Genomic DNA, 25,516 nt, shown 5'->3' with positions numbered 1-25,516 from the left:
CAGCCCGCGCCCCCGAAACGGAGGCCGGACCGTCCCCGCCGCCCGTCAGCTGGCCTGACCGACCGACCCTGTCGGCACGACCTGCCCGGTCGGGGCGGATTGGTCCGATTGACCGGATGGCTCGGGGTGGTCCGGTTGACCGGACGGGATGCCATCCCCTTCGGCCTGGTCGCCCCCGCCGTCGCAAGCCGCCCCTTCCTGTGCGCCCCTCCCGCTGTGCCGCACCATGCAGCGCAGCAGTTCCCCGCGCGAAAAGGGCTTGGCCAGAAAACCGGAACACCCGGCCGCCGCGCAGTCGTCGCGGAACTCGCCCACAACATGGGCCGTCAGGGCGATGACCGGCACAGGCGGCAGCCCCTGCTCGCGCTCCAGGGCGCGGATGGCCCGCGTGGCCCGATACCCGTCCATCACCGGCATTTCGATGTCCATGAACACCAGGTCGAATCGCCCGGCGGCGTAGGCGGCCACGCCTTCCTCGCCGTTGTGGACCTCGGTTATGGCGCAGGGACGCCCACGCAGGTACAGCGAAAAGAGCAACCTGTTGCTGGGGCTGTCCTCCACCAGCAGGATGGACAGTGGGCGCAGCGGTCCCGGTTCCTCGTCGCCGGGCAGCGCATCCGACGGAACTGGCGGGACTAACGGAACTGGCGGAACTGGCGGGACCGGAATCGCCTGTGGGCAGGTGCCGCCGAAGGGCGCCCCCCCGGCGGGACGGGTCGCGTCGACAGGATTGGCCGGACTGGCTGGGTCGGCCGAGCCAGCCAGAGTAGAAAAACCGACCGGGTCATTTGCCGGATCATTGACCGGGTCATTTGCCGGATCATTGACCGGGTCATTGACCGGGTCATGGGCCGAAGCATGGGCCGAAGCATGGGCCGGTTCACTGTCCGGACCGCTGGCTGCTTCAAGGGCATGCAGAGCACGCTCCCCTGCCGGTTCCGCCCCGCAGGGTTCATCTGCGGCAGGCTGCATGGGCAGGGCGAAATACACGGTGGTTCCCCTGTTGGGGGCGCTTTCCAGCCAGATGGTGCCGCCCAGCATCTCCACCAGTGCCCGGCAGATGGACAGCCCCAGCCCCGTGCCGCCGTACTGGCGGGTGATGGACGAATCCGCCTGCATGAAGCTTTCGAACACCACGTCCTGATGTTCCGGCGGAATGCCGATGCCCGTGTCCGCCACCGAGAACAGCACCTCCACGCGCCTGCCGATGCCCGCACGGCAAGGGGCCTCGCCCGACATGGCGATGGGCGCGGCGGGAAGCGCATCCGGCCCGCCGTCGCGGCCCGGCACGTTGCCGTCGGCGGGCTGGGCCAGCACCAACACCCGCCCGGAGGGAGTGAACTTTACCGCGTTGGAGACCAGGTTGCCCAGAATCTGGCGCAGCCGCAGCGGGTCGCCCACCAGTGCGTCGGGCACGCCGGGCAGCACGGCCCAGTCCAGGCGCAGGCTGCGCCCGTCCGCACTGGTGGCGGGTTCCATCTGACGGCAGACCTGTTCCATGATCTCGCCCAGACGGAAGCGCACCCGCTCCGGCACCACCCGCCCGGCTTCCAGGCGCGAAAAGTCCAGCACGTCGTTCAGCAGCGCCAGCAGCGAATGACCGGAGCTGCGCAGCACGTCCAGGTAGCCGCGCTGCTCCGGCTCCAGAGGGGTGCGGTCCAGCACGTCGGCCATGCCCAGCAGGGCGTTGAGCGGGGTGCGCACCTCGTGGCTCATGCGGGCCAGCAATTGCGTCTTGGCGCGGCTGGCCGCCTCGGCGGCCTCGCGCTCGCGCTCGGCGCGGTGGCGTTCCACGCGCTCGGTGATATCGTGCACCGCGCCCTCGATGTACAACTGCTCGCCGGTCTCGCCGGTCACGGCGCGGGCGGTCAGCGCCACGTGCACCACGCTGCCGTTGCGCCTGCGCAGGCAGGTTTCCAGCGACACCCTGCCCTCCTGGCGCAGACGGCGCAGCAGTTCCTCGCGCTCGCCGGGGCGCACGTAGAACTGCTCGCCGATGTTCGTCACCGACGAAACCATCTCGTACGGCGAGGAATAGCCGAACATGCGCGCCATGGCCGGGTTCACCCGCAAAAAACGCCCCTGCGGCGTGGACTGGTAGATGCCCTGGGCCGATTCCTCGAAAATGCGCCGGTAGTTGGCCTGGGCGCGGGTAAGTTCCCAGTTCAGCAGTTCCAGTTCGCGGTTGGCGCGGGCCAGGCGCTCGCCCGACTCCACCTTTTCCTGCAAGGCACCCAGCAGGCTGGTGCGGTTTTCTTCCAGCGTGGAGGCCATGTGGTTCACGGCCTGGGCCAACTGGCCGATTTCCGCCATGCCCGCAGGGGGCAGCCGTTCGCTGTAGTTGCCGAGCGAAATGCGCCGGATGGCGTGCAGCAGTTCGTGCAGGGGCCGCACCACCCGATCGGCGATGAGGAACCCGGTGCAGATGGACAGTCCCAGGGCCACCACGGCGGCCAGCAGGGTGTATTCCACGGCGGTGCGCAGCCGCGAGCGCTGCGGCTCCACGTCCACGAACACGGCCAGGGCACCCACGGGCATGCCGCTGCCCCCCGGCAGGGGCTGATAGCTGACCAGATAGGGCCTGCCCGCCACCTGCTCGTAGCGCTGCAGAAAGGGCAGGTCCTGTCCCTGTCCGAAGTCCGGCCCGTGGCCGAACCCCTGTGCCCTGCCGAACGGACCGCCGTCGCCGCCGGGCCAGCGGAACAGGGGGGCACCCCCGAAATATCCACTGCCGACCGCTCTGCCGCCGCCCCCCCGCGCGCCGGAAATGCCGCCGGACGACGCCCCCTGCGCAAGGTCGGGCCGGTCAGGCCAGTCAGCCACATCGGCGGTGCCGTCGCCGGGAAACAGCGTGCCGCGTGGCCGCTCGCCGCCCAGGTCGAACACCGCCACGTCGGCGCGCACCGCATCGCCCAGACCCCGCAGCAGCGAACGGTTCATGGGAAACGACACCACCGCCGCCCCCACGATGCGCCCGTGCTGGCGGGCCGCCAACCCTTCCAGGTCCACCCGGCCGGTAATTTCCTCCACGTCCGAGGCGAACGGCGCGTACGGGGACATCTGGGCCATCTGGGCCATTTGGGCGGGTAACGGGGGCGTGCTGCCCAGTGACGATTCCGGCAGTGCCGCCGGGCCCATGGGCGCGGGCAGCGGGGCCGGACGCCTGGCGCCCGGGCGGGGACCGGGATGCTCCCGCGGCACGATGACCGGCACCACCGCCTTGATGGCCAAGCCATCGACGGACCGGAACACGTCGCGCCGCGACAGCCCCCGCAGCGCCTGGCGCACCACCAGCGCACCGTCCGTGGTGGCGCCGTTGGGCGTCACGCCGCCCGTGGGGCCATCCTGCCCGCCACCTGCGGGCAGCAGCCGCACCACGGGCTCCGCGCTCATGTCGAACACCTCGATGCAGGCGCGGGGCCACAGCCCGTGCAGCTCCGACAGGCGCAGACGCAGCCCCGGCATGTCGCCGTCGTATTCCACCCGCAGCCCGGCCACCACGCGGGCCAGGGCCTCTGCCGTGCGTGACAGGCGGGTGAGCTGCAACGAGGCCGCATCGGCAAGGGTGCGCCCCTGCGCATGCAGATAGCTGTCGGTCTGCACCGTGGTCACCTGCACGAACACCGCGCTGACGATGCCAAGCGGCAGCAGGCAGACCAGAAAGCACCATCCCACCATGCGCAGGCGCAGGCCGGGAACGGGCGGCATCGCCTGCGACAGCAGATGCCGCAGCGGAAAGCGCGCCCAACAGCGCGCAAGGACGGTACGCAGGCCGCCAGTCATGACCGTGCGAAGGAAGAACGGAGGGAGAGCTGGAACGCGGGGACGGCACCGGGCCGCACGGCTGCGGGCCTGCCTGCGCCGCAACACGCCGCCACGCGCACCCGGCGGACGGCGATGCTGGCTGTATGGTCTGCGACGCTGGACATGCGGAGCCTCTGGGCCGTCTTGGCGGAAGGATGTCGGTTATCCGCAGCATAGCCAATCGCCATGGGGCACGCAACGAGGCGAGTCCCGCAACCGGCAATGGGGGCAAGGCCGTTCCCCTCCCCCCCCCTCCCCCCGGACGGGCCGGTGCATCCGGAAATGCCACGGGAGGGGTGGCGGGCAGGCTTGCGCAACTCTGGACGCATGCGGGCTGATGCGGGCGGAATATACTGGATATGCGGGATATGGCTGGGCTGGACTAAATTGGGCGCGTCGGGAGAAACCGGACGGAACCCGGCGGCCCGAAGCGGCCCCAAAGAGGCCGGAGCCTGCGGACACAGGCCGGGGTTGCATCGTGCGCGCACCTTGTTATGGTGCATGCTGCATGGTCGGGCGAAACCTTCGCCCCCCACGACACGAGAAAGGAGGAGAGCATGCCCCGCTTCAGATCGCTGAAGACCCACCTGCGCGCGTTGCTCGCTTCCGCAGAGTGGGAAAAACATCTGGACGACATCGTGGCCCTGCCCGGCAAGGGGGCCGTGGGTCCACTGCTGTCGTCCCTGCTGCTGGGCGGCGAGGCCAAATGGCGCGCCGTGGTGGCCCTGGGCCGGGTGGTGGCGCGCATCGCCGACGCCAACATGGAAGACGCCCGGATCATCATGCGCCGCCTGATGTGGCACATGAACGAGGAATCGGGAAACATCGGCTGGGGCATCCCCGAGGCCTTCGGCGAAATACTGGCCTGCCACCCCAGGCTGGCCGACGAATACCACCGCATCCTTGTCTCGTACGTGCGCGAGACGGGCAAGGACGACAACTACTGCGACCACGCCCCCCTGCGGCGCGGCGTGTATTGGGCCCTGGGTCGCCTGGCCCAGGAACGGCCCGACCTGCCCGGCTTTGTCGAAACGGCGACACCCGCACTGCTGGCGGGCCTGGCCGACTGCGACCTGCCTGCGCGCGGCACGGCGGCCTGGGCCCTTGGCGTGCTCTCCGCACCCGAGGCCCTGCCCGCACTGCGAGAACTGCGCACCTGCGACGCCCCGGTGGAACACTTCGAACGCGGGCGCCTCTTGCTGTGCACCGTGGGCGAACTGGCCCAATGCGCCGCCCAACGCATCGAGGCCCACTGCCAGCCCGCTGCGGGCAACGCCACACCCGAAGCCGACGCCAAGGGTACGGCGGCGTAGCCCCGCACGACATTCGCCCACGAACAACCCCGCCCGCCTTCACTGCGAAGACGGGCGGGGTTTGTTGTGTGATCAGCCCTGGCAACCGCTCAAACCGTTGCCGGAAACATTGGAGAAAAGCACTTGAAGCGGTGCGCTCCGACCGCAGGATTTTCGTTCTCCGGCAAGGAAGATGAGCCTTTTTGCGAAGGGAGCGTGCGGCAGCCGTTACACGAACACCATGAGTGTTACGGATGGCGACCGCAACGCGCTCTTCTCGTACGTGACCGGAGCAAAAGGCGAAATCTGACGATGCCGGAGGACGAAAGGACGCGGTCGGGCGTACCGCTAGAGGTCCTGGCGGTACTGCATGGACTGCCGCAGCGTCTCCCGGTCCATGAACTTGACCTCGGACCCCAGCGGGATGCCCTGGGCGAGGCGCGTCACGCGCACCTGCGGGTACTGCCGGGCGATCATGTTGCGGATGTAGGTGGCGGTGTTTTCCGCCTCCACGGTGGTGCCAAGGGCCATGACCACTTCACGCACCGTGCCTTCGGCCATCCTTCTGGTCAGCCGGTCCAGTTCCAGCGAATCGGCGTGCAGGTTGTCCAGCGGGGCGAGCAGGCCGCCAAGGATGAGGTACTGGCCCTTGTAGAAGCCGCCCTCTTCCAGGGTGAGCATGGAATCCCACTCCGACACCAGGCACAGCGTTTCGCCGCTGCGGGCCGGGTCGGTGCATATCCCGCAGGGGTCCACGTCGGTCAGCGCGCCGCAGCGCCCGCACAGGTGCAGGTTGTCGCGCAGGTCATGCACGGCGCGGCCCAGCCTGCGGGTTTCGCTGGCGGGCCACTTCAGCAGGGTCATGGCAAGGCGCAGGGCCGACTTGGGGCCAAGGCCGGGCAGCCGGGAGAGCTGCTCCACCAGCGCCTTCAACGGTTCGGGCAGTCGCTGCACGGACACTCCGGGTTACATTGCGAAAATCGGTTGAATCTTAGGCAATCCCCCGCGCAACAGAAGCGCAGGGGACGCCGCAGGAGGCGTCGCCACAAGCGGGGATTTTTGTTCTCTGCCAAGGAAGAACGCCTTTTTGTGAAGGGAGTGTACTCTTATCGTACTCGACCGGAGCAAAAAGGCGTTCTGACGCAGGCAGAGGGCAAAAGCCCCCTTGTGACGGCGTCTCCTAGAAGAGGCCGGGCATCTTGAGGCCGCCAGTGAGGGCCCCCATCTCCTTCTCCATCATGTCCTTGGCCTGGCGCAGCGCTTCGTTGACGGCGGTCAGCACCAGGTCCTGGAGCATTTCCACGTCGCCGGGATCCACGGCCTTGGGGTCGATGGCGATGGACAGCACTTCCTGCTTGCCGTTGACGGTGACCTTGACCATGCCGCCGCCGCTGGTGGCCTCCAGGGTGCGTTCGGACATCTCGGCCTGAAGCTTGCTCATCTTGGTCTGCATGACCTGCGCCTGGCGCAGGAGGTCGTTCATACCGCGCATGGATTCCTCCGGATGGTTCTATTGAAGCCGCCCGTCGGCCAGGGGCCGACAGGACAGCATGGTGGCCCCGAACTGCTCGCGCAACAGGCTCACGGCGGGGTGCCGTTCGGCCTCGGCGCGCAGTTCCGAGGGGGTCTTGATGCGGGTGGTGGGCGGAAGCACCTCTACCCGCACGTCGGTGCCGAAATAGGCGCGGGCGCGCGCAACGAGAAGCGCTTCGTTCCCGGGCACCGACAGTTGGTTGTACAGCGTGCTGGACCGCGTGGACACCGTCAGCCTGCCATCGGCGCAATGCCCTTGCGTCTGCCGGAGCATGGAAAGGCTGCTGCCGCCCTCGCCGTTACGCTCCACGCAGTATTGCACGAAGCCGTCCCACGTGCCGTCGCCCTGAGGGTCCTGGGGGACGGATGCGGATGCGCCGGATGCCGGGTCCGGGGAAGGGGCGTCAGAGCCATTCGGGGTGCCCCCGACGGCAGCGCCGCCGAAAGCGGCCCCCGCGCCGGGAGCGGGATACGGCACGTCATCCCACGGCAGCGAGGTGTCCGACCCGCCGCGCGGGGGGACGGGGTCCGCCGCCGGGGCGGCGCGCTCCGGACGGGGAAAGTCGCCCGCGGGCGGCATGCCGGACACGCCCGCTGCCGAGGTCATGGACGACGACGCGGCCTGGGGCCGGACCTGTCCCGGACCGGGATACCGGCCCTGCGGCGGCTGGGCCTGCGGGAATGATTCGCCCGCTTGCACGGATTGGCCCGTCTGAACGGGCTGGCCGGATTGCGCGGACTGGCCGGATTGCGCGCCATACCCGCCCGGCCCCCCATGGCCGCCCTGTCGGGGCGGCATGGAGCCGTAGCCCCCCGCGCCCCCGCCGGGTTGCCCACCGCCGGGCTGGCCGCCAGTACCACCGGGCGCGCCGCGCCCGCCAGCGGGGCCAGCCCCACCGCCGCGCGACAGCTGTTCCAGCGAGACAAGGCGCGGCAGCATGGCTAGGTTCAGCAGCAACAATTCCAGCGCCATGGCCGGTTCCAGGCTGGTCAGCACACGGCGCTGGCCTTCCAGGGTCATCTGCCAGCAGGCGTGGATATGCGAAATCTCGAACTTCGGCGCCCATTCCAGCCACTGGCGGGCTTCTTCTTCCGGCAGGTCCAGCGCGGGCAGGGCGGCCTCGCCCGCCTGACGCAGCATGAACAGGTTGCGCCAGGTGGCGGCCAGTTCGCGCAGAAAGAACCCGATGTCCACGCCCTTGTCCAAGAGGTCGCGCACCACGGCGGACACCGCCACGCAATCCTGCGAGGCCAGGGCCTGCATCACCTCGAAGAACAGTTCCTGCCCGGCCAGGCCCAGCACGCCGCGCGCCCCCTCCACGGTCAGGCGCTCGCCGCCAAGGGCCAGCACCTGCCCCAGCAGCGACATGGAATCGCGCACGCTGCCTGCGGCCCGCCGCGCGATAAGCCGCACCGCCGCCGGGTCGAAGTCCTGCCCCTCGCGGGTCAGCACGCCGGTCAGGTGGGCTTCCAGTTCGTGCTCGGGCAGCCGCTTGAAGGTGAAGTGCTGGCAGCGGCTGATGATGGTCACGGGAAATTTGTGCGGCTCTGTGGTGGCCAGCACGAAGGTGACGCGCGGCGGGGGTTCCTCCAGCGTCTTCAGCAGGGCGTTGAACGCCTCGCGCGTCAGCATGTGGGCTTCGTCGATGATGAAGACCTTGTAGCGGCCTTCCATGGGCGCGTAGCCGATGGCCTCGCGCAGGCGGCGGGCGTCCTCGATGCCCCGGTTGGACGCGCCGTCGATTTCCACCACGTCCACGTGGTTGCCCATGACCACCTTGCGGCACTGCTCGCAGGTGTTGCACGGCTCTCCGGTGGGGGCCTTTTCGCAGTTCAGCGCCTTGGCCAGGATGCGGGCGATGGTGGTCTTGCCCACCCCGCGCGTGCCGCTGAACAGGTAGGCCGGGGCCACGCGGTCTTCCGCCGCGGCGCGGGAAAGGATGGCCTTTACCGTCTCCTGCCCGGCCACCTCGGCGAAGGTCTGCGGGCGGTATCTGGCGGTGAGGGGGGCGTTGCTCATGACGATGCGGGCCTGCTGCGCCGCCTGTCCTGCCCGCCTTCGCGCGGAAGGACGGGACGCCGGACGGGGCGCGGGTTGGTGCGTGCCGTGGGGCTGCTGGCGTTACGGGCGTTCCTGCGGCCTGGGCCGCAACGCACGCCGCACGCCGGGACAGGTGCCCGGCGTGCGGCGATCATACACGGACGGACCCTAGATGGTATAGCGGTGCAGCCAGTGGGCGTAGGCCGGGTTTTCACCCTTCACGGCCTTGAAGTACTCGCCCTGCAGGTGCTTGGTCACCGGACCGGCGGTGCCCTGGCCGATGACGCGCAGGTCCACCTCGCGGATGGGCGTCAGTTCGGCGGCGGTGCCACAGAAGAACGCCTCGTCCGCGATGTACAATTCGTCGCGGGTGAACTGCTGTTCCACCACTTCGTAGCCCAGTTCGCGAGCCAGGGTGATCAGGCTGTTGCGGGTAATGCCGTCCAGCACCGAGGTGAGCGGGGTGGTCTTGATGAGCTTGCCGCGCACGATGAAGATGTTTTCGCCCGTGGCTTCGGACACGAAGCCCTGGGTGTCCAGCATCAGGCCTTCGTCGTAGCCGTCGGCCTTGGCTTCCATCTTGGCCAGCACCGAGTTCACGTAGTTGCCGCAGGCCTTGGCCTTGGTCATCATGGCGTTGACGTGGTGGCGGCAGAACGAGCTGGTCTTGACGCGGATGCCGTGTTCCAGCGCCTCTGCGCCAAGATAGGCGCCCCAGGGCCAGGCGGCGATGATGGTCTGCACCGGGTTGTCGCCGGGGTACACGCCCATGGCGCCCGCGCCCACGAACGACAGGGGGCGGATGTAGCCTTCGGCCAGCTTGTTGCGCTTCAGGGTTTCTTCCACGGCGTCCACGAGCTGGTCGACGGTGTAGGGAATGACCATGCGCAGGATCTTGGCCGAGTTCAGCAGGCGCTGCATGTGCTCGCGCAGGCGGAACACGGCGGACCCGCCGTCGGCGCACTTGTACGCGCGAATGCCTTCGAACACGCCCACGCCGTAGTGCAGGGTGTGGGTCAGCACGTGCACGTTGGCTTCGTCCCAGGGCACCTGCTTGCCGTCGAACCAGATGGTTTCCGCTTTCTGGACCATGTTTCCTACCTCTCGGATGTACGCCCCGCGTGTTTCGGGGCACGTTGGCGGGCCGCGCTGGCGGGCGCATGGCGGCCAGCTATGGCGGCACGGCCGCGCCTGGGTGGTGACGGATATCGCGCGCCGGGCCCCCGGCGCACCGCGTGGTGTGAAGACGTGCCACGCTAATCAAGCCACCCGGCAAGGTCAAGACGCGGCGGGGCGGAGCGGAGGGGCGGGCGGACACTCCGGCATTATGGCGCAAATGAACAATACGAATTCCGCAGGCAACGCTGGACACAAAATGACGGACAGACAACGACACAGGACGGAGACACGGGCAATTCCACGAAAAGATCAAAAGAAGCATGCCCGCAGATTAACGACCGTGGCATTTTTTGAACTTCAGCTTGCTGCCACACCAGCATGGTTCGTTGCGCCCCAGCCGTCGGGTCGGCGTTGACTTTTGCTCTATGCCAACCTTGCGGCGTTGCATACGATCGGCCTCTTCGAAAAGATGGGTATTCAATGCCGTTCGTTTCGTCGGAATGTCGACATCGAACTGCTTGGCAGCGACATAGCGGCCATTGGGTTCGGCGACAACGAAGAGCGCTGTCATATTCCCAGCTTCCGCCGCCAATGCGGATGCGCTGGCCTTGTCCTTCACGACAAGAGGGTCATGCGGCGTGTTTGCGCGCTGGAGCCAAACAAACAGGGGCGTTTCCCCCATAAGCGAAAAGTTCCGAGACGGATGCACGGCAAGGGAGGCGCGTAATTTTGCCAGCACGCCAGCAAGATTATTCCTTACTTCATCCCGGAAGTTTCGGATGTGACTCTCGGCAGAGAGCCACCCCGGTGCCCGTGTCCGATCCAACGCGTCCAGCAATCCACGCAACTCGGGGGGAAAGTCCTGCATGGGTACTTGCCGATCCTCCCAATCTACACCCTCAAAATGACGATCCACGACACCGCTCATGCCATCCCACGTCAACATGCTGAAATTGCCTTCGGCGAGTTGCTTCGCAAGAACCCAGTCAAACCGGTTTCTTTCAATGTAAGCACCAAGGTGATCGAACTCGTCGAAGAGGAAGACGCCTTTCATGCCAGCGACGGCCTGACGGACCTCCAAATAATGCGCGAGCCCCCCCATTGTCGGAAGGAACCGCGTCAGGACAAGCAACTCATCGATTGAAAGTGAGAGAAAGGGATGCTTTCCAAGGATGGGAGCAATATCCTGAAATTCTTTGCACATGGTGGAAAATGGCGAAAACGATTCCACCGTCAGGCCGATTGGGAGCATTACCCGATAATCGGTTCGCCGCAGGCGGCCACATTCGACGTGCTTGCCATTCTCCAACTTGAAGATGGGCACCTCGTTTGCCGATTGCAGATATTCAAAGAAGCGACGGCATTGTCTATACGCCTTGATCACGAGTTCCTGCACTGCCTGCGTGTGACGTGCAAAATCCAAGGCTGGCGATGCAATGGTCGCCGCTGCGCCGGACTTCGCTTCCACCAACATCAGCATATCGTCGATGAGGATCAGCGTGTCACTCTCAGCCCACTGCCTGGTTGTCGTGTCCCGGTAGTAGACTTCCCGATGGACAACGGCACCCTTCAGTTGGGCGGAAAGAATTTCAATGACGGCCATCTCAGTCATGGATTTCTGGCGCGCTTCAAATTCTTTTCTGTAATCTGGCCTCCGCCGCAACAGGTTGTGGAGCAGCGCGCGATATCCAGCATCTCTGATGAAGCAGGAATCAGTGGCGTAATACTCGTCGCCGAGCTTCACCAGCGGCTTCTTGCGGGCTGGCAGCGTCCGGAAAGGCGTTCCGGAATATGGCCCATCCGCGTAGAATTCTACATCCTCGCCTCGGTCGTAGGCCAAATCCGCCAAAAGCGTAGCCGGGAGCATCGTGTGACGGCTGACATTGCATATCCCACCGTGCATCATGTCATCGAAGGCCCGCACAGCCATCTCTCTATCGCCTGCGTGCTCTGCCGCCCAATTTGCGGTCGCTTTTTCAAGCGACTGGCCTCGCGCATCAGCGAAGGCCTGTGCGGCGTCTAACTGTTCCTCGATTTGTTCGAATGCAGCAGAGTGTCCGGTCCGAATGGAGTTGGCCATGTTCTGAAATCCCGCAGCGATCTCATCTGCACCTACCCCGTAAGTTTCGCGGAGGAGTACGTCGTGCGGGGCAAGAACGAAGGTGTAGAACTCGCCCTCCAATACCATGTAGCGGTTACCGCGCAGCGTGACCCATACCATTTTTGCTTGAGCTTCGATGTCCGCTGTATTCGGCCCAAAAAAGCCACCTTCCGTTCCGCCAGAACTCCTCATGGCGTGCACCATGGCGGTCATTCTCAACTCCCTGGCGCACTCGAAAATTTTGGCGCAGACCGCCTCATCAAATAAGCCAATGCCTCGATCAGGAATCGAAGCAAGAACTGCGTGGACATACTCAAGCAGGAACTGTGTATCTTCGGTGATACGACATATGGCTTCCGCGTTTTCCGAACATTCTGCCTCTTTTGTGGCGCCTGTCACTCCCTGCATCAAGGACGTTCCGTAAACATATCCCAGCAAATCACAAGGTGGTTGTGTTGCGATCAACTCACGCAACCGATGGCCGAGCATCTCCATTTTTTTCATGGTAGATGCCACAATCTCAAGCCTTTCCGATTCAGACAGCCCCGCAATTGCCATATGGCTTCCCCATGGTAAATCAACATATCGATCCCCATTTACATCTGACATCGCCAATAACCAGTCAAGCGCACGCAGGCTCCATTCTTAAGTACTTCCAGAGCAATGCCGATACCCTCGTGATGGACGGCAGCCCTATACGCACTCCCCACTCCCATTCAGGCCGGGCCTTCCGCGCCCTTTGAGTTCCGCCGGGATTTCGGATAGGGTTCCCCCGGCGCATGGCGGCAGGGCGCGGCTCCGTCCGGACTTTACCCGCGCCTTGTCCGGCACTGCCGAAGCGGCCTGCGGCCCGTCCGGGTGGACAGAGCAGGGTCGACAGCACCGGGCAGCACCTAGCAGCGCCGGGCCGGACCGCAGCACACGCCAAGCGCGTCCAAGCGCGTCCAAGCGCATCCAGTGCCGCATCTGCACCACGCCTGCCTGCAACCGGAGTCGCACTGGTGCGCAATCAGGCCGCACAACGCGCATCCGGCGACAACACCGGGACAGAGCAACGCCCGCTGGGCATTTGGGACCACACTTTCGGGGGCACGCAACGGGCACATGAACAGACGACGGTTTCTCATCGCCGCGTGCGCCTGCGCGCTGCACCTGGCCGCCATGGGCACCGCCCTTGCCGGGCCAGCAGTGCGCCCCGCCCTGCGGCGCGGCAGCGGGCCGCTGGGGTCTGTCCCGTCCCCGTCAGGTGCATCGGGCGCATCGGGCGCCGGGTCTTCCCCTACCCCGTCCGGGCAATCCGCATCAGGCCCCAAAAATCCCCCCCCGCCGCTGGACGACGACCTGGTCGCCCAGCAGACGGACCACCCCAACGATCTGGACGCCCCCCCCGGCATCGACGACGCCGTGCGCGACTACCTGTTCAAGATGCGCCGGTTCGACAGCCCCCACCCCAGCGACATCACCCTGCCGCCCCAGCGCATCCCCGTGTTGCACGCCGCCACCGACAGGCTGGGCCGCCTTGAGCGCACCGTGGGGCATGGTTTCTTCTACCTGCTCGGCTTTGACGAGGCGGTGCGGGTGGCCCGGCGCTACCCGGCTGTCGGCTCCTTCAGCCCGCAGGAACTGGCCCTCATCGACGAACTGTTCCATGCGGACGCATCCGCCTACGGGTTCATGGGCATGAAGCCGCTGAACTCGCTGACCGCCACCATCCCCTCGCGCGAGGTGTACAAGGTGCCGGGCATGGGCAACTACGTCTACCAGGGCGAACCACGCGCCACGTGGGAAACCATCCGCCGCCTGCTGGGCGAGGACGTGGTGCTCACCTCCGGCGTGCGCGGCATCATGAAGCAGTTCCACCTGTTCCTCACCAAGGCCTCCACCAACGGCGGCAACCTGTCGCTGGCCTCGCGCTCGCTGGCCCCGCCGGGGTATTCGTTCCACGGCATAGGCGACTTCGACGTGGGGCAGCGCGGCTACGGCGCGCGCAACTTCACCTCTGCCTTCACGGCCACCCCGGTTTTCCGGCGGCTGGAGGAACTGGGTTACATCACCCTGCGCTACCCGCAGGACAACATGCTGGGGGTCCGCTTCGAACCCTGGCACATCAAGGTCGCCACCGCATGATGACGCACCGCACCGCACAACGCCCGGCCGCATTCCGCCACGGCGTCCGCCCTTGGCTGTACTGTCTTGCCGCGCTGCTCTGCCTGCACGCCGCGCCCGCGCTGGCGGCGTCGCCCGCCCAGGCCAAGCGGCCCGCCACCACGCAGATAGTGGCTTCGGCCAGCCCCGCGCCCGCCGTCGTCACCGCCGCCGCCGACCTGACCAAGACCCCGCCCCGCCACACCGAACTGGACTTCAACCTGTACAAGCTGGGCACGGGCAGCGGCCCCACCGTACTGGTGGTGGGCGGCATACAGGGGGACGAGCCGGGCGGCTTTTCCGCCGCGTCACTGCTGGTCACCCACTACGCCATCACCAATGGCTCGGTGTGGGTGGTGCCCAACCTCAACTTTCCCAGCATGATCAAGCGCTCGCGCGGGCCCAACGGCGACATGAACCGCAAGTTCGCCGCCCTGCGCAAGGACGACCCGGAATACGACACCGTCTGCCGCATCAAGGACATCATCCTCGACAAACAGGTGGACATCATCCTGAACCTGCATGACGGCAGCGGCTTCTACCGCCCCAAGAACGAAGGCCCCATGCGCAACCCCATGCGCTGGGGGCAGAGCGTGATCATCGACCAGGCCGCCCTGCCCGGCGCACGCCACGGCGATCTCGCCGCCATGGCCCAGAAGGCCGTGCGCGAGGCCAACGGGGGGCTGCTGAGCCCCGCGCACGAATACCACCTGAAGAACACCCGCACGGCAGAAGGCGACCACGAGATGGAGAAGACCCTGACCTTCTTCGCCATCCGCCACGGCAAGCCCGCCTTCGGCATAGAGGCCAGCAAGGACTTTTCCACAGAGCAGCGCGCCTACTACCACCTGCGGGTGCTGGAATCGTTCCTGCGCCAGATGGGCGTGGGCTTCAAGCGCGACTTCGCCATGACCCCACGCGGCGTGCTGGCCGCGCTGGAAAGCGACGTGGCCGTGGCCTTCTTCGACCAGCGGCTGTACCTGCCGCTGGACGACGTGCGCGCATCGCTGGGGTACATACCGCTCAAGAAGGGCGAAAAGGTTTCGTTCACCGCCACCAAGCCCATCCTGGCCGTGGTGGGCGAGGACGACGGGTACCGGGTGTTCTACGGCAACCGGGCGCTGACGCGCATCACCCCCGAATGGCGCGAATACACCGACGGCCCCGGCTCGCTCTCGCTGGACGTGGATGGCCGCAAGCTGGTGGTGCCCTTCGGCAGGATGATCACCGTGCGCGACACCTTCACCGTGCACCCCGTGGACGGCTTTCGCGTCAACGCCATCGGCGCGCAGGTGGCCCGGCCCGATGCGCGGGACGACAGCGAATGCGACGTGGCCATCCGCAAGAAGGACTTCCAGAACCGCTTTTCCATCGACAAGTCGGGCAACATCTACCGGGTGGAAGTGTACCGGGGCGAAAAGTTCGCGGGCATGATCCTGGTGCGCTTCGAGGGCGGGGCCAAGCCCGGCAAGCGCGACATGCGGCCTTCGGTGGCCGGGCGAGAAAGTCTGCTGGGCTACTAGCATTGCCCGTGCAATAGCTTGAAAAAATACATGAAGCCCTCGGCTGCGACAGCCGGGGGCTTCATCTTTTTCATACGCCGCGCAAAAAATATTTCGGCACCTAACAAATTCTCCTTGACCGTGCCCGGTGGATACCTATATCCATCTCGTTAGGCACCTAATCGAAAACAAGCAAGGAGACACATATGAACATTTCCACCACCGAAAAGCTGTTTCACCAGCTACACTATTGCATGAATCTGCTGCACCGGGGCCATGGCCCGCACGGTCCGCATGGCGGTCGCGGCGGCGCGCATCGCGGGCAGGGCCGGGTTCTGGCCATGCTGGCCGACCGGGACGGGCTGAGCCCGCGCGACCTTGCCGCCCTGCTGCGCGTGCAGCCGCCTTCGCTTAGCGAACTGCTGGACAAGCTTTCGCGCGATGGCAGCATCGAACGCCGCCGCCACGAGGAAGACCAGCGCATGAGTTCCGTGTTCCTGACCGAAAAGGGTCGGGCCATGGTGGACGAGGTACGCCAGGCCCGCAAGGACGCGGCGGAAACAACTCTGGCCGGTCTGACAGCAGAGGAGCAGGAAAACCTTTCCGCGTTGCTGGACAAGCTCATCGCCTCGCTGGAAGCCAGGGACGGTGAAGACGGGGCCTGCCGCCGCATGGATGGCCATGGGCATGGACACGAGCGGGGCCGGGGCCGCCATGGCTGCTGCGGGGGCGAGGACGCCGTGGCTGAAGACGGGCGCGGCGGACGGCATGGGCATGGTCCTCACGGACAGGGTCACCACGGACAGGGTCCGCATGGGCAGGGCTGCTGCCACGCGGCGCACGGCCCCGAAGGCCGCGCCGATGCGGAAGCAGAACGCGGCGGATGCCACGGGCATGATCGCGCCAGTCACGGGGGTCACGGCGGACAGGGGCGAGGCGGGCATCACGGACAGGGCGGCCGGGGACGTCACGACGGGTTCGGTCCGCACGGTCCGCGCGGCGGTCAAGGGCTGGAAGCCGAGGCCCCCAAGGCCGCTGACCGCGACACCGACGCTACGGAAACCTTCGCTACGGCGGATGCGGAGCGCGACGCATAATCCCCGCGCATATCCAGGAATCAAGGGGCACAACGGCAACAGCCGGAGTGCCCCTTGGCGTTTTGCGAAACAGACTCGCGCCGGTCTGGTCGGCTCGCCGGTCGGAATGTCGCGCCCGGTTTGCAATGTCGCGTCCGGTCCGCAATCGGGCAGCGGATGACGCGTCGCAAGGCCACCCGTCCGGCGCGGCGGCGTTTGGCCTGCCGTCGCCCTACGGCGCGTCGCCGGGAAACACCACCCGCCCGGCCCGGGACAGGTCATACCCCTCGAAGCCGTCGGCCAGGGCGCGGAAGCGCGCGTCCACCAGCATGCCCAGAAACAGCTGCACCCCCCGGTCGAAGTAGCGGGCGCGGGGCACCAGCAGGTCGAACCGTTCGCGCTGCACCGGCACAAAGCCAAGCCCCAACAGCCCGGCCACGGCGCGGATGCCGGGGGCCGCGTCGGCCCGGCCCGCCAGTACCTCTATGCCCGCGTCCAGATGGCGGCGCACCTCGGTGCCGTAGCCGGGAATGCGCAGGGGGTCCGCCCCCACGCGGGAAAGTTCTGTGTCGAACAGCAGCCGCGTGCCCGTGCCCAGCGGCCTGTTGACCACCCGCAGCCCCTTGCGCACGATGTCGCCCGCATCGCGCACGGCATTGGGATTGCCGGGGGCCACCAGATAGCCCTGCTCGCGGATGCAGAAGTTGACCACCGCCGGGGCCTCGTCCAGCTCTTGCCGGGCATGGCCGAAATTGTAGTCACGGCCCGCTTTGCCCCCGTTGCCGGCCCGTGCCGCGTCCGGAGACGCCGCGCCGGGCCCGGTGGTCGCCGCAGGCTCCGGCACCTGACCGGGGCCGCCTTCCATCAGATGGCTGGCCGCCATGTGGCACAACCCCTCGCGCATGGCCCGCAGGCCACCCAGGCTACCCAGGTTGGCAAAGGCCGCGATGTGGCCGGGGTTCAGGTCCGCGAACAGGGCCAGCGCCTTGTCCAGCAGCAGGTCGTTGCTGCCCGCCACCACCAGTACGCCGCCGCCCGGCTGCACCGTGCCGCCCGCGCGTTCCGGATGGTTGACCGTATTGTTTTCCAGCCACTGCTCCACCAGATGCGCGGGGAACAGCCACTTGCCGGTCACCTTGGTGGCGGGCAGTCCCTTTTCGGTGATCAGGCTGTAGACCATCTTTTCGTTGACGCCGAGCACCTTGGCCACCTCGCGGGTGGATAGCAGCTGCTTCACGGATATGCCTCCTGCGGGCTTGCGGACGGGGAGCGGAGGGAACAGGCGGCGGGCGGCCCGACACTATCCGGCCGACAAGACCGGCCGGACAGGACATGCCTGACAGGACAATACCCGGCGGGCAGGGCCGCGACACCCTGGCGGCCAATGTAGCCGCACTCGGCCAGCGGTGCAACGCATGGCGCCGGGATGCATGCCTCCGGCGGGCAGCCCACGCCGCATCATCCCGCATCCCTCCCGCCTTGCAGGTCCGGCCACGTGTAACGCCGCGTCACACAGCGCCACACCATATCTACCATATCTACCATATCTACCATATCCGGGCCTTGCCATCATGGCGCGCTTGGGGTAATGGGCACACTCCCGTTACGCGCCCGTCATTTCGAACTCTCGCCAAACTCTCGCCGAGACCTTGCCAGGAGTTCGCCGAGCGCTCGTGGACACGCCCGCCAGGCAGCGGCGCAGGTGCCGCACAAGGCCCGCGCCCCGGCTGCAACCACCGGCACATCGAAAATTTCCGCACGCACCCGCCCGGCCCCGTGTGCCGCATTGCGCGACGCGCCCCGCCGGGCTACGCTGTGCCCCACTGGCGGCCCTGCCGCCCTCCTGTCATCCCATGTCATCCCACAGTCAGAGAACGCCATGCCCATAGCCCAGCCCCCCGCCCCGTCCGCGCCCGTCACCACGCATCTGCCCAAGATCGCGCTGGTGGGCCGCCCCAACGTGGGCAAGTCCACCCTGTTCAACCGGCTCATCCGCGCCAACCGGGCCATCACCCACGACCGGCCCGGTGTCACCCGCGACCGCATGGAAGGCCAGGTGCGCTCGCGCGGCAAGCAGACCTTCGCCATCGTGGACACCGGCGGCATCACCCTGGATGCCCACGCCGCCGTGGCCGAAGGGCCGGAAGGCATTCGCGGCTTCGAGGCGGAAATCCTGCGCCAGGCCGAAGCCGCCATGGCCGAAGCCGCAGGCATTTGCCTGGTGGTGGATGGTCGCGACGGGCTGACCCCCTTCGACGAACACCTGGCCGCGCACCTGCGCCGCGCGGGCAAGCCCGTGCTGGTGGTGGTGAACAAGGTGGACGGGGTGGAGCGCGAGGACGAGATGCTGGCCGAATTCCACGCCCTGGGCTTTCCGCTGCTGCCCGTTTCCGCCGCGCACGGGCATAACGTGCGCGTGCTGGAAGACGAGATGCGCGACATGCTGCCCGATGAGCCTGAAGAAGAAGGCGCGGAAGACGGCGACGGCGTGGACTCGGATCACGAGGACGATTTCGGCCTTTCCGAAGAAGGCGACGCGGACAGCGCCGAGGGTGCCGACGGCGCGGAATCCGCCGAGCCCAAAGGCCCCGCCTTCGATCCCACCCACCTGCGCCTTGCCATGCTGGGCCGCCCCAACGCGGGCAAGTCGTCGCTGGTCAACGCCCTTACCGGCCAGCAGCGCATGATCGTCAGCGACATGGCGGGCACCACCCGCGACAGCGTGGACGTCAGCTTCGAATCGGGCGACAAGACCATCACCTTCGTGGACACCGCCGGGGTACGCCGCCGCTCGCGCATCACCGATTCGGTGGAGCGCTACAGCGTCAACGCCTCGCTCAAAAGCACCACCAAGGCCCACATCACCCTGCTGGTGCTCGACGCGCTGCAGGGCGTCACCCAGCAGGACAAGCGCCTGGTGGACCTGCTGGACGAACGCAAGACGCCCTTCATGGTGCTGGTGAACAAGATCGACCTTGTGCCGCGCAAGCTGATGCCGGACCTGGAAGCCTCGTTCAAGGGCATGCTGGAATTCTGCCCCCATGTGCCGCTGCTGTACCTTTCCGCCAAGTCGGGCAAGGGGCTTGGCCCCGTGCTGCCCCTGGCGGAACGCATCCGCGCCGAATGCCACGCGCGCGTGGGCACCGGCCAGCTCAACCGGGCCATGGAAGAGGTGCTCACCCGCCACCAGCCCCCGGTGGTGCGCCGCCTGCGGCCCAAGTTCTTCTACCTGACCCAGGCGGAGACCAACCCGCCCACGTTCGTGTTCTTCGTCAACGATGCCGACCGCATCCAGACGCCGTACGCCCGCTACGTGGAAAAGGCCCTGCGCAAGCTGTTCCGCATCGAGCATGCCCCCATGCGGGTGCGCTTCCGCTCGTCGCACAAGAAGAAGGGCGAATAGTACCCGCCGGAACCACACGACCTTCCCTGTTTTCTTCCGCCCCGTACCGCTCCGCCCCCGCAACCGCAGGGGACGGGCGGTACGGGGCGATTGCGTTTCCGGCTGCGGGTCCGTTTTCGTGCCCGCCGCGCGGAACGCTTTTCCCATCCCCCTCCGCCAAGCCTTCACCTTGCGGCCCATCCCGGCTACAGTGCGGGCCGACAGGAGGCCCCCATGCCCCAACCTTCCCCTTCCCCGACGCCGTCGTCCCACCCGCCCTTTCCGGAACAGTGTCTGGATATTGCCCGCAGGCTGGCCGCCCGTGCCGGACAGATCGCCTGCCGCGCAGGGGGCTTTCTGGCGCGCCACGTGTCAGGCCGTGCCTTTTCCCGGGCCTTGCTGCCCGCCGCCGCAGGCTTGTTCCTGGCCCAATCCACCATGGCGCCGCTGTCCGCCGTCACCGCCGCGCGCGAGCAAACCCTGCTGGCAACGGCCCGCGACAGCAGACTGGCCGCCACGGTAACCGCGCTGGCCCAGGCGCTCGGCGAACTGGCCGCCACCCAGCCGGACGAAAACGCCCGGCGCGAGCTGCTGGTGCGCGCGGTGGACCCGGTGCGCACCAGCACCGCCCACTGGGACTACGTGTTCCTTTCGCGCGGGACGGTGAACGTGCACACCCCCACCCTGCCCGACGCGGGCGGGGTGGACTTCGGCACGGCCACTGACGTGCACGGGGTGCGCTTCGTGCAGCGCATGATGGACACGGCCCGCGCGGGGGGTGGCTTTACCGAGTGGACGGCGGACCTTGGCGAGGGCCGGACCGAAGCGCGCCGGGCCTACACCCTGGCCGTGCCCGGCACCGACTACTGGCTGGGCGCATGGGCTCCGGCAGACGCGGGGGCAGCCGGTGCGGCCCCCCGGAATGACACGACGCAACCGCCCCCGCCCACCCCGCGCGCCCTGGAATTCCATGCCCTGCGCCTGGGCTGGCTGGCCGCGCTGGGGCTGGCCCTGCTGGTGGCGGTGCTGGCCCGCCGCCGCGAGGCCGCACAACGCTGATGCGCCGGGGCCATCCCGCCATCCCACGGCATGCCCCTTGCTGTCGTACTTCTCTACCCCGCACCGCGACACTTTCGTCGCATGGCGCCACACACCGCGTCGCACGCGCCGTTTTTGTCGCTTCCGACACAGGAGCCGCCGCATGAAAAGCCTCGACGACCTCATCCAGTCTGTCAGGAACATGGGAGAGGAAGACCGCCAGCCGCCGCCCCCAGCGGATCTGCTGTTCTACGCGCCCTGCCCGGTGAAGCTGGCGGTGAAGGAGGCCATCGACGCGCTGGCCGCCGCGCATGCCGCCACGTACGCTGGTGACGGCAATCCCCTGGCCATTCACATTCCCATGGGCTGCACCTCGGTGGACCCGTACGACCCGCTGTACCGCGAAACCGACCCCGACCATCTGCCGCAGGTCATTGCCTCCATCGGCTTCGGCGACTTCTTCCGGCGCGGCTTCGCGGAGCGCTTCGTCAACGCGGGGGTGTTCGCCGCGCCGGAACCCGAGGACGTCACGCCCATGCACCGCGCGGCGGGCATCGTGGACCCGGACGGGCGCTACCTGGTCTACGGGCTGACCCCGTACATCTTCCTCATCGACCGCAAGCGCCTGGGCGACCTGCCCGTGCCGCGTTGCTGGGCCGACCTGCTGGACCCCTGCTACGCCGGGCAGGTGAACATGTGCGGCGACGGCGACGACATGGCCGACGCTGTGCTGCTGTCCATCCACAAGGACTTCGGCATGCAGGGCATTGCCCGGTTTGCCGCCAACACACGCGGGCTCATGCATTCCTCGCGCATGGCCAAGTCGGGCGGCGCGCCGCAGGCCGGGGGCATCTACATCCTGCCGTACTTCTTCGCGGAAACCACCCGCCAGCCCGAGCACATGCAAACCGTCTGGCCGGAGGACGGCGCGGCGGCCAGCCCCCTGTACATGCTGGCCAAACGCACGGCCCGGCCCCGGCTGGACCGGCTGATCGACTTCTTCGCCACGGGGTTCGGCCAGATAGAAAGCGCCCGCTGGTTCCTGCCGCTTACCGGCCCGCTGCCTGAAAGCCTGCCGCAAGGGGCCGCCATCAAGTGGATAGGCTGGGACTACATCCGTTCCACGGACATCACCGCCCTGCGCGACCGGCTGAACGGCGAATTCCGCCTGCTGGTGAACGCGCGCGAGGGACAGGCCCAGGGAGATGCGGCATGCGCCTCGTGACGGTGGCCGGGCCGCCCTCGTGCGGCAAGACGTCCGTGCTGTCCCGCGCCTGCGGGCTGCTGGCCGCGCAAGGAGTGCGCACGGCGGTGATCAAGTTCGACTGCCTGCAAACCCGCGATGCGGATGCCTACGCGGCGGCGGGCATCACCGCCGTGGTCGCCCTGTCCGGCGGGCTGTGCCCGGACCACTTCTTTGCCACCAACCTGGAAGAGGCCTGGGACTGGGCCGCCGGGACAGGGGCGGAATGCTGCGTCATCGAAACCGCCGGGCTGTGCAACCGCTGCTCGCCCCACCTGCGCGGGGCGCTGGCCCTGTGCGTGGTGGACAACCTGATGGGCATCGACGCGCCGGAAAAGATCGGCCCCATGCTGCGCCTGGCCGACATGGTGCTGGTGACCAAGGGCGACCTGGTCTCGCAGGCGGAACGCGAGGTGTACCGTCACCGCATCCGCCAGATGAACGGCCGCGCGCTGATCCGCCACATCAACGGGCTGACCGGGCAGGGCTGCCAGGAACTGGCCACGGTACTGTCCCGCGCCCCGGACATCGCCACGGTGACGGACATGCGGTTGCGCTTCGCCATGCCTGCCGCCGTGTGCTCGTACTGCCTGAGCGAGACGCGCATCGGCGCGCGCTACCAGAAGGGCAACGTGCGCAAGGCCGAATTCGCCGCCGTGCCCGCGCGCGACCCGGAAGGTGAGGCTGCCTACGCGACAGGCAGGGGGGACGACGCACGCGGGGCAAACGGGCCTGACGGGCAGAACGAGACGGGGGTGCACCCATGATGTCCGCAACCGCCCCCAACACTCCCGCCACGGCAGACACCGCACGCCCCGCAACCGGTGACGCCCCGGTGCTGCGCACCCTTGCCGTGCTGGCCGGACACGACAAGTCGGGCCGCGCGGAACACGCGGACGTCATCTTCCGCCCCGGCGAGGTCACGGCCCTGCTCGGCCCCACCGGTTCCGGCAAAAGCCGCTTCCTGTACGACATCGAATCGCTGGCCGACGCGGACACCCCCTCCGGCAGGCGCATCCTGCTGGACGATGCCGTTCCCGACGCCGACCGCCGCTTTGCCCTGCAGGGGCGGCTGGTGGCCCAGCTGACCCAGAACATGAACTTCGTGCTGGACATGCGCGTGCTGCCGTTCATCCGCATGCACGCCGAAAGCCGCGCCGTGCCCAACCCCGACGCCACGGCGCGCGCGGTGCTGGCTGCGGCCAACGACCTTGCGGGCGAGCCGTTCGGGGATGGCGCCTACCTCACCCAGCTTTCGGGCGGACAGTCGCGCGCGCTGATGATCGCCGACGCGGCCCTGCTCAGCTGGTCGCCGGTGCTGCTGATAGACGAGATCGAAAACGCCGGAGTGGACAAGCGGCGGGCGCTGGATCTGTTGCTGCGCAGCGACAAGATCGTGGTCATCGCCACGCACGACCCGGTGCTGGCCCTGTCCGCCGACCGGCGCCTGGTGTTCGAGCACGGGGCCGTGCGCGCGGTGCTGCGCCGCACCACGGAAGAGACGCGCCTGCTGGCACACATTTCGGCCATGGAGGACCAGCTTTCCGACATCCGCGCCCGGCTGCGCCGGGGCGAGCCCGTGGCCTGAGGCCGGGCCGCGCGGAACATCGGGCATCACGGGCGGTGCGCACTTCCGGCAGGCACTCTGGCTGCTGCGTACCGTCCCTTCACCACATCCGGCACGGGCGGACGCGGCTGCGCATGCCGCGCGGCGCGCCGTGCCGCCACGTCCTGCGGAAGGGGACGGAAGGAAGGCCACATGGACAACCGGGCGACGTTCGTGCTGGTACACGGCGCGTTTCAGGGCGATTGGGTCTGGGCGGAAACGGCGGCGGCGCTGCGGGACATGGGGCATGCGGTGCATGTGCCCGCGCTGACCGGGTGCGGCCATTTGCACCACGGCCTGCGGCAAGGCGTGACCCTGTACGACCACGTTGCCGACGTGCTGGACTACCTGCGCCTGCACGACCTGCGGAACGCGGTGCTGGTGGCGCACAGCCTGTCCGGCATGACTTGCGGAGCGGTGCTGGCCCGTGCGGCAGGCACGGCCCAGGCCCCGCGCCGGGCAGTCTACGTGGATGCCATCATGCCCGAGCGGGGCCGCAGCTTCGTGGATACCGCCGGGCCGGGCCTGCGCAAGATGCTGGACGACCACCTGACCGACGGCTGGCGGGTGCGCCCCTGGCCGCTGCCCGCCTTCGGCGTGCCCGAGGCAAAGGCAGCGTGGTTCGCGGAACGGCTGCGCGACTTTCCCGCCGCCGTGTTCGAGACGGTGTTCGAGGACGACTTTGCGCCCGACCCGGCCATGATGTCCTTCATCGCCTGCCGGGCCACCCCGGCCCCGTTCATCCGCGCCATGGCCGACAAGGCGCGGGCGCTGGGCTGGCCGGTGGACGAACTGGATTCCGGCCACATGCCCATGGTGAACTGCCCGGCGGAACTGGCCGCCCTGCTGGACGCCCACGCCCGGCTGGGCTGAGGTAAACCACGGCGCGACGGCTTACGGTACGCGGCGCCGGGCATTACAGTTGCCCGGCGCCACTCGTGCGGGGGGAACGCACGAAAAGACATCGGCACCCTTCGGAAAGCATCCGGAAAGGCGTCGGCAAACAGATGCGCGTGATGGCGGAAGCGGGGGACTATCCGTTGGTACCGGTGGGCAGGCCCGGCAACACCAGGGTGCGGGGGCCGGTCAGGCGGGCCTTGACCCTGCGGTAGGTTTCCGGAAGCACGCCGAAGCGGTAGGACCACAGGGCGCAACGGTCGCGGGCATCGCAGGTGCGTACCTCTTCCCGTTCGCCGCCGCAGCAGGCGATGCAGTAGCGGCGGATGGCCCGCACCGGGCGTTCGTCGGGCAGGGTCTGGGCGATGAGCGGCAACGCGCCGGGCAGCGGGTCCGAAGATGGCTTGTTCGTGGCGGACTTGCCCGCCGACGCCGTACCCTCGGGCGGCGCACCGGCCACCATGGAGACATCGGACGCGCTCGCCGCATCGGGCGCGTCGGCATCGCCGTCCCCGGTCGGGTCATGCCTGCCGCCGCCATTGGCCGCGCCGGTAAGGATGCCAGCCAGCCGCCACGCGTACAGGCCGCAGCCGGTATCCGGGCACAGCCGCACCTCGCGCGCGACACCGCCCTGACAGTCCAGGCAGAAGCGGCGGATGGCGCGGATGGTCTTCACGTGCGACATGGCCCCTCCCCTACACGGTTTTGCCCGGCCCCGCCACGGGTTTGTGCGCACC

General features: G+C 67.7%; 18 protein-coding genes. 10 read left to right on the top strand and 8 right to left on the bottom strand.

All coding sequences use genetic code 11. The features are described 5' to 3' along the window. Positions 1–45: 45 nt before the first annotated feature. The gene (locus ABWO17_RS12490; RefSeq protein ID WP_353119015.1) at positions 46–3,783 is read right to left on the bottom strand and encodes a hybrid sensor histidine kinase/response regulator; all 3,738 of its coding nucleotides are present in this window, start codon (positions 3,781–3,783) and stop codon (positions 46–48) included. A 578-nt stretch (positions 3,784–4,361) separates the two neighbouring features. Between ABWO17_RS12490 and ABWO17_RS12485 the strand changes: the two genes are divergently transcribed. Beyond that, positions 4,362–5,117: a DVU0298 family protein gene (locus ABWO17_RS12485; protein ID WP_353119013.1), complete on the top strand. Its 756-nt coding sequence runs from the start codon at positions 4,362–4,364 to the stop codon at positions 5,115–5,117. A 327-nt stretch (positions 5,118–5,444) separates the two neighbouring features. Here ABWO17_RS12485 and recR read toward each other — a convergent pair whose 3' ends face one another. The 5 genes from recR to ABWO17_RS12460 all read right to left on the bottom strand — a co-directional run bounded on the left by recR (position 5,445) and on the right by ABWO17_RS12460 (position 12,448). Then, positions 5,445–6,050: a recombination mediator RecR gene (recR, locus tag ABWO17_RS12480; protein ID WP_353119011.1), complete on the bottom strand. Its 606-nt coding sequence runs from the start codon at positions 6,048–6,050 to the stop codon at positions 5,445–5,447. Positions 6,051–6,276: 226 nt separating this feature from the next. Then, positions 6,277–6,588, bottom strand: a complete 312-nt coding sequence (locus ABWO17_RS12475) for a YbaB/EbfC family nucleoid-associated protein (protein WP_353119009.1) — start codon at positions 6,586–6,588, stop codon at positions 6,277–6,279. Between the two features lie 18 nt (positions 6,589–6,606). Further along, positions 6,607–8,649: a DNA polymerase III subunit gamma/tau gene (dnaX, locus tag ABWO17_RS12470; protein WP_353119007.1), complete on the bottom strand. Its 2,043-nt coding sequence runs from the start codon at positions 8,647–8,649 to the stop codon at positions 6,607–6,609. Between the two features lie 189 nt (positions 8,650–8,838). After that, entirely contained in the window at positions 8,839–9,762 is a 924-nt protein-coding gene (locus ABWO17_RS12465) for a branched-chain amino acid transaminase (RefSeq protein ID WP_353119006.1), read from the bottom strand. Between the two features lie 358 nt (positions 9,763–10,120). Beyond that, positions 10,121–12,448 carry a YecA family protein gene (locus ABWO17_RS12460; protein WP_353119004.1) on the bottom strand — a complete coding sequence of 776 codons (2,328 nt, stop codon included), beginning with the start codon at positions 12,446–12,448 and terminating at the stop codon, positions 10,121–10,123. 546 nt (positions 12,449–12,994) lie between these two features. On the opposite strand from ABWO17_RS12460, the gene ABWO17_RS12455 reads away from it, so the two are divergent. The 3 genes from ABWO17_RS12455 (at position 12,995) to ABWO17_RS12445 (ending at position 16,634) form a co-directional block, all read left to right on the top strand. Beyond that, entirely contained in the window at positions 12,995–14,017 is a 1,023-nt protein-coding gene (locus tag ABWO17_RS12455; RefSeq protein WP_353119002.1) for a M15 family metallopeptidase, read from the top strand. Beyond that, positions 14,014–15,558: a M14 family metallopeptidase gene (locus ABWO17_RS12450; protein ID WP_353119000.1), complete on the top strand. Its 1,545-nt coding sequence runs from the start codon at positions 14,014–14,016 to the stop codon at positions 15,556–15,558. The genes ABWO17_RS12455 and ABWO17_RS12450 overlap by 4 nt, the downstream gene beginning before the upstream one ends. A 185-nt stretch (positions 15,559–15,743) precedes the next feature. Continuing rightward, a complete protein-coding gene (locus ABWO17_RS12445; protein ID WP_353118998.1) occupies positions 15,744–16,634 on the top strand; it encodes a MarR family winged helix-turn-helix transcriptional regulator in 891 nt (296 codons plus the stop codon). A 211-nt stretch (positions 16,635–16,845) separates the two neighbouring features. On the opposite strand, the gene ABWO17_RS12440 is transcribed toward ABWO17_RS12445, so the two are convergent. Beyond that, positions 16,846–17,850, bottom strand: a complete 1,005-nt coding sequence (locus tag ABWO17_RS12440; protein ID WP_353118996.1) for a substrate-binding domain-containing protein — start codon at positions 17,848–17,850, stop codon at positions 16,846–16,848. Positions 17,851–18,492: 642 nt separating this feature from the next. On the opposite strand from ABWO17_RS12440, the gene der reads away from it, so the two are divergent. From der to ABWO17_RS12410, 6 genes are all read left to right on the top strand, one after another. After that, the gene (gene der / locus ABWO17_RS12435) at positions 18,493–20,016 is read left to right on the top strand and encodes a ribosome biogenesis GTPase Der (RefSeq protein ID WP_353118994.1); all 1,524 of its coding nucleotides are present in this window, start codon (positions 18,493–18,495) and stop codon (positions 20,014–20,016) included. A gap of 213 nt (positions 20,017–20,229) precedes the next feature. Further along, positions 20,230–21,054 carry a cache domain-containing protein gene (locus ABWO17_RS12430; RefSeq protein WP_353118992.1) on the top strand — a complete coding sequence of 275 codons (825 nt, stop codon included), beginning with the start codon at positions 20,230–20,232 and terminating at the stop codon, positions 21,052–21,054. Positions 21,055–21,196: 142 nt separating this feature from the next. Further along, complete coding sequence (locus tag ABWO17_RS12425; protein WP_353118990.1) at positions 21,197–22,258, top strand: ABC transporter substrate-binding protein; 1,062 nt, start codon at positions 21,197–21,199, stop codon at positions 22,256–22,258. Further along, entirely contained in the window at positions 22,246–23,043 is a 798-nt protein-coding gene (locus tag ABWO17_RS12420) for a GTP-binding protein (RefSeq protein WP_353118988.1), read from the top strand. The genes ABWO17_RS12425 and ABWO17_RS12420 overlap by 13 nt, the downstream gene beginning before the upstream one ends. Beyond that, entirely contained in the window at positions 23,040–23,864 is an 825-nt protein-coding gene (locus ABWO17_RS12415) for an ATP-binding cassette domain-containing protein (RefSeq protein WP_353118987.1), read from the top strand. Before ABWO17_RS12420 ends, ABWO17_RS12415 begins: the two co-directional genes overlap by 4 nt. Before the next feature lie 171 nt (positions 23,865–24,035). Continuing rightward, the gene (locus tag ABWO17_RS12410) at positions 24,036–24,755 is read left to right on the top strand and encodes an alpha/beta fold hydrolase (RefSeq protein WP_353118985.1); all 720 of its coding nucleotides are present in this window, start codon (positions 24,036–24,038) and stop codon (positions 24,753–24,755) included. A gap of 160 nt (positions 24,756–24,915) precedes the next feature. On the opposite strand, the gene ABWO17_RS12405 is transcribed toward ABWO17_RS12410, so the two are convergent. Further along, positions 24,916–25,464, bottom strand: a complete 549-nt coding sequence (locus tag ABWO17_RS12405) for a hypothetical protein (RefSeq protein ID WP_353118983.1) — start codon at positions 25,462–25,464, stop codon at positions 24,916–24,918. Positions 25,465–25,516 lie beyond the last annotated feature (52 nt).

This window comes from Nitratidesulfovibrio sp. (assembly GCF_040373385.1).
Lineage (GTDB): Bacteria > Desulfobacterota > Desulfovibrionia > Desulfovibrionales > Desulfovibrionaceae > Cupidesulfovibrio.
This window is presented reverse-complemented; position numbering and strand designations above follow the sequence as displayed.

Excerpts from the sequence above, each read along its gene's own strand:
- dnaX (WP_353119007.1), bottom strand. The coding sequence starts at position 8,649 with ATGAGCAACGCCCCCCTCACCGCCAGATACCGCCCGCAGACCTTCGCC.
- ABWO17_RS12450 (WP_353119000.1), top strand. The coding sequence starts at position 14,014 with ATGATGACGCACCGCACCGCACAACGCCCGGCCGCATTCCGCCACGGC.
- ABWO17_RS12405 (WP_353118983.1), bottom strand. The coding sequence starts at position 25,464 with ATGTCGCACGTGAAGACCATCCGCGCCATCCGCCGCTTCTGCCTGGAC.
- ABWO17_RS12415 (WP_353118987.1), top strand. The coding sequence starts at position 23,040 with ATGATGTCCGCAACCGCCCCCAACACTCCCGCCACGGCAGACACCGCA.
- ABWO17_RS12410 (WP_353118985.1), top strand. The coding sequence starts at position 24,036 with ATGGACAACCGGGCGACGTTCGTGCTGGTACACGGCGCGTTTCAGGGC.
- ABWO17_RS12455 (WP_353119002.1), top strand. The coding sequence starts at position 12,995 with ATGAACAGACGACGGTTTCTCATCGCCGCGTGCGCCTGCGCGCTGCAC.
- ABWO17_RS12475 (WP_353119009.1), bottom strand. The coding sequence starts at position 6,588 with ATGCGCGGTATGAACGACCTCCTGCGCCAGGCGCAGGTCATGCAGACC.
- ABWO17_RS12490 (WP_353119015.1), bottom strand. The coding sequence starts at position 3,783 with ATGACTGGCGGCCTGCGTACCGTCCTTGCGCGCTGTTGGGCGCGCTTT.
- ABWO17_RS12425 (WP_353118990.1), top strand. The coding sequence starts at position 21,197 with ATGAAAAGCCTCGACGACCTCATCCAGTCTGTCAGGAACATGGGAGAG.
- ABWO17_RS12485 (WP_353119013.1), top strand. The coding sequence starts at position 4,362 with ATGCCCCGCTTCAGATCGCTGAAGACCCACCTGCGCGCGTTGCTCGCT.
- ABWO17_RS12445 (WP_353118998.1), top strand. The coding sequence starts at position 15,744 with ATGAACATTTCCACCACCGAAAAGCTGTTTCACCAGCTACACTATTGC.
- ABWO17_RS12465 (WP_353119006.1), bottom strand. The coding sequence starts at position 9,762 with ATGGTCCAGAAAGCGGAAACCATCTGGTTCGACGGCAAGCAGGTGCCC.
- ABWO17_RS12460 (WP_353119004.1), bottom strand. The coding sequence starts at position 12,448 with ATGGCAATTGCGGGGCTGTCTGAATCGGAAAGGCTTGAGATTGTGGCA.
- der (WP_353118994.1), top strand. The coding sequence starts at position 18,493 with ATGCCCATAGCCCAGCCCCCCGCCCCGTCCGCGCCCGTCACCACGCAT.
- ABWO17_RS12420 (WP_353118988.1), top strand. The coding sequence starts at position 22,246 with ATGCGCCTCGTGACGGTGGCCGGGCCGCCCTCGTGCGGCAAGACGTCC.
- ABWO17_RS12430 (WP_353118992.1), top strand. The coding sequence starts at position 20,230 with ATGCCCCAACCTTCCCCTTCCCCGACGCCGTCGTCCCACCCGCCCTTT.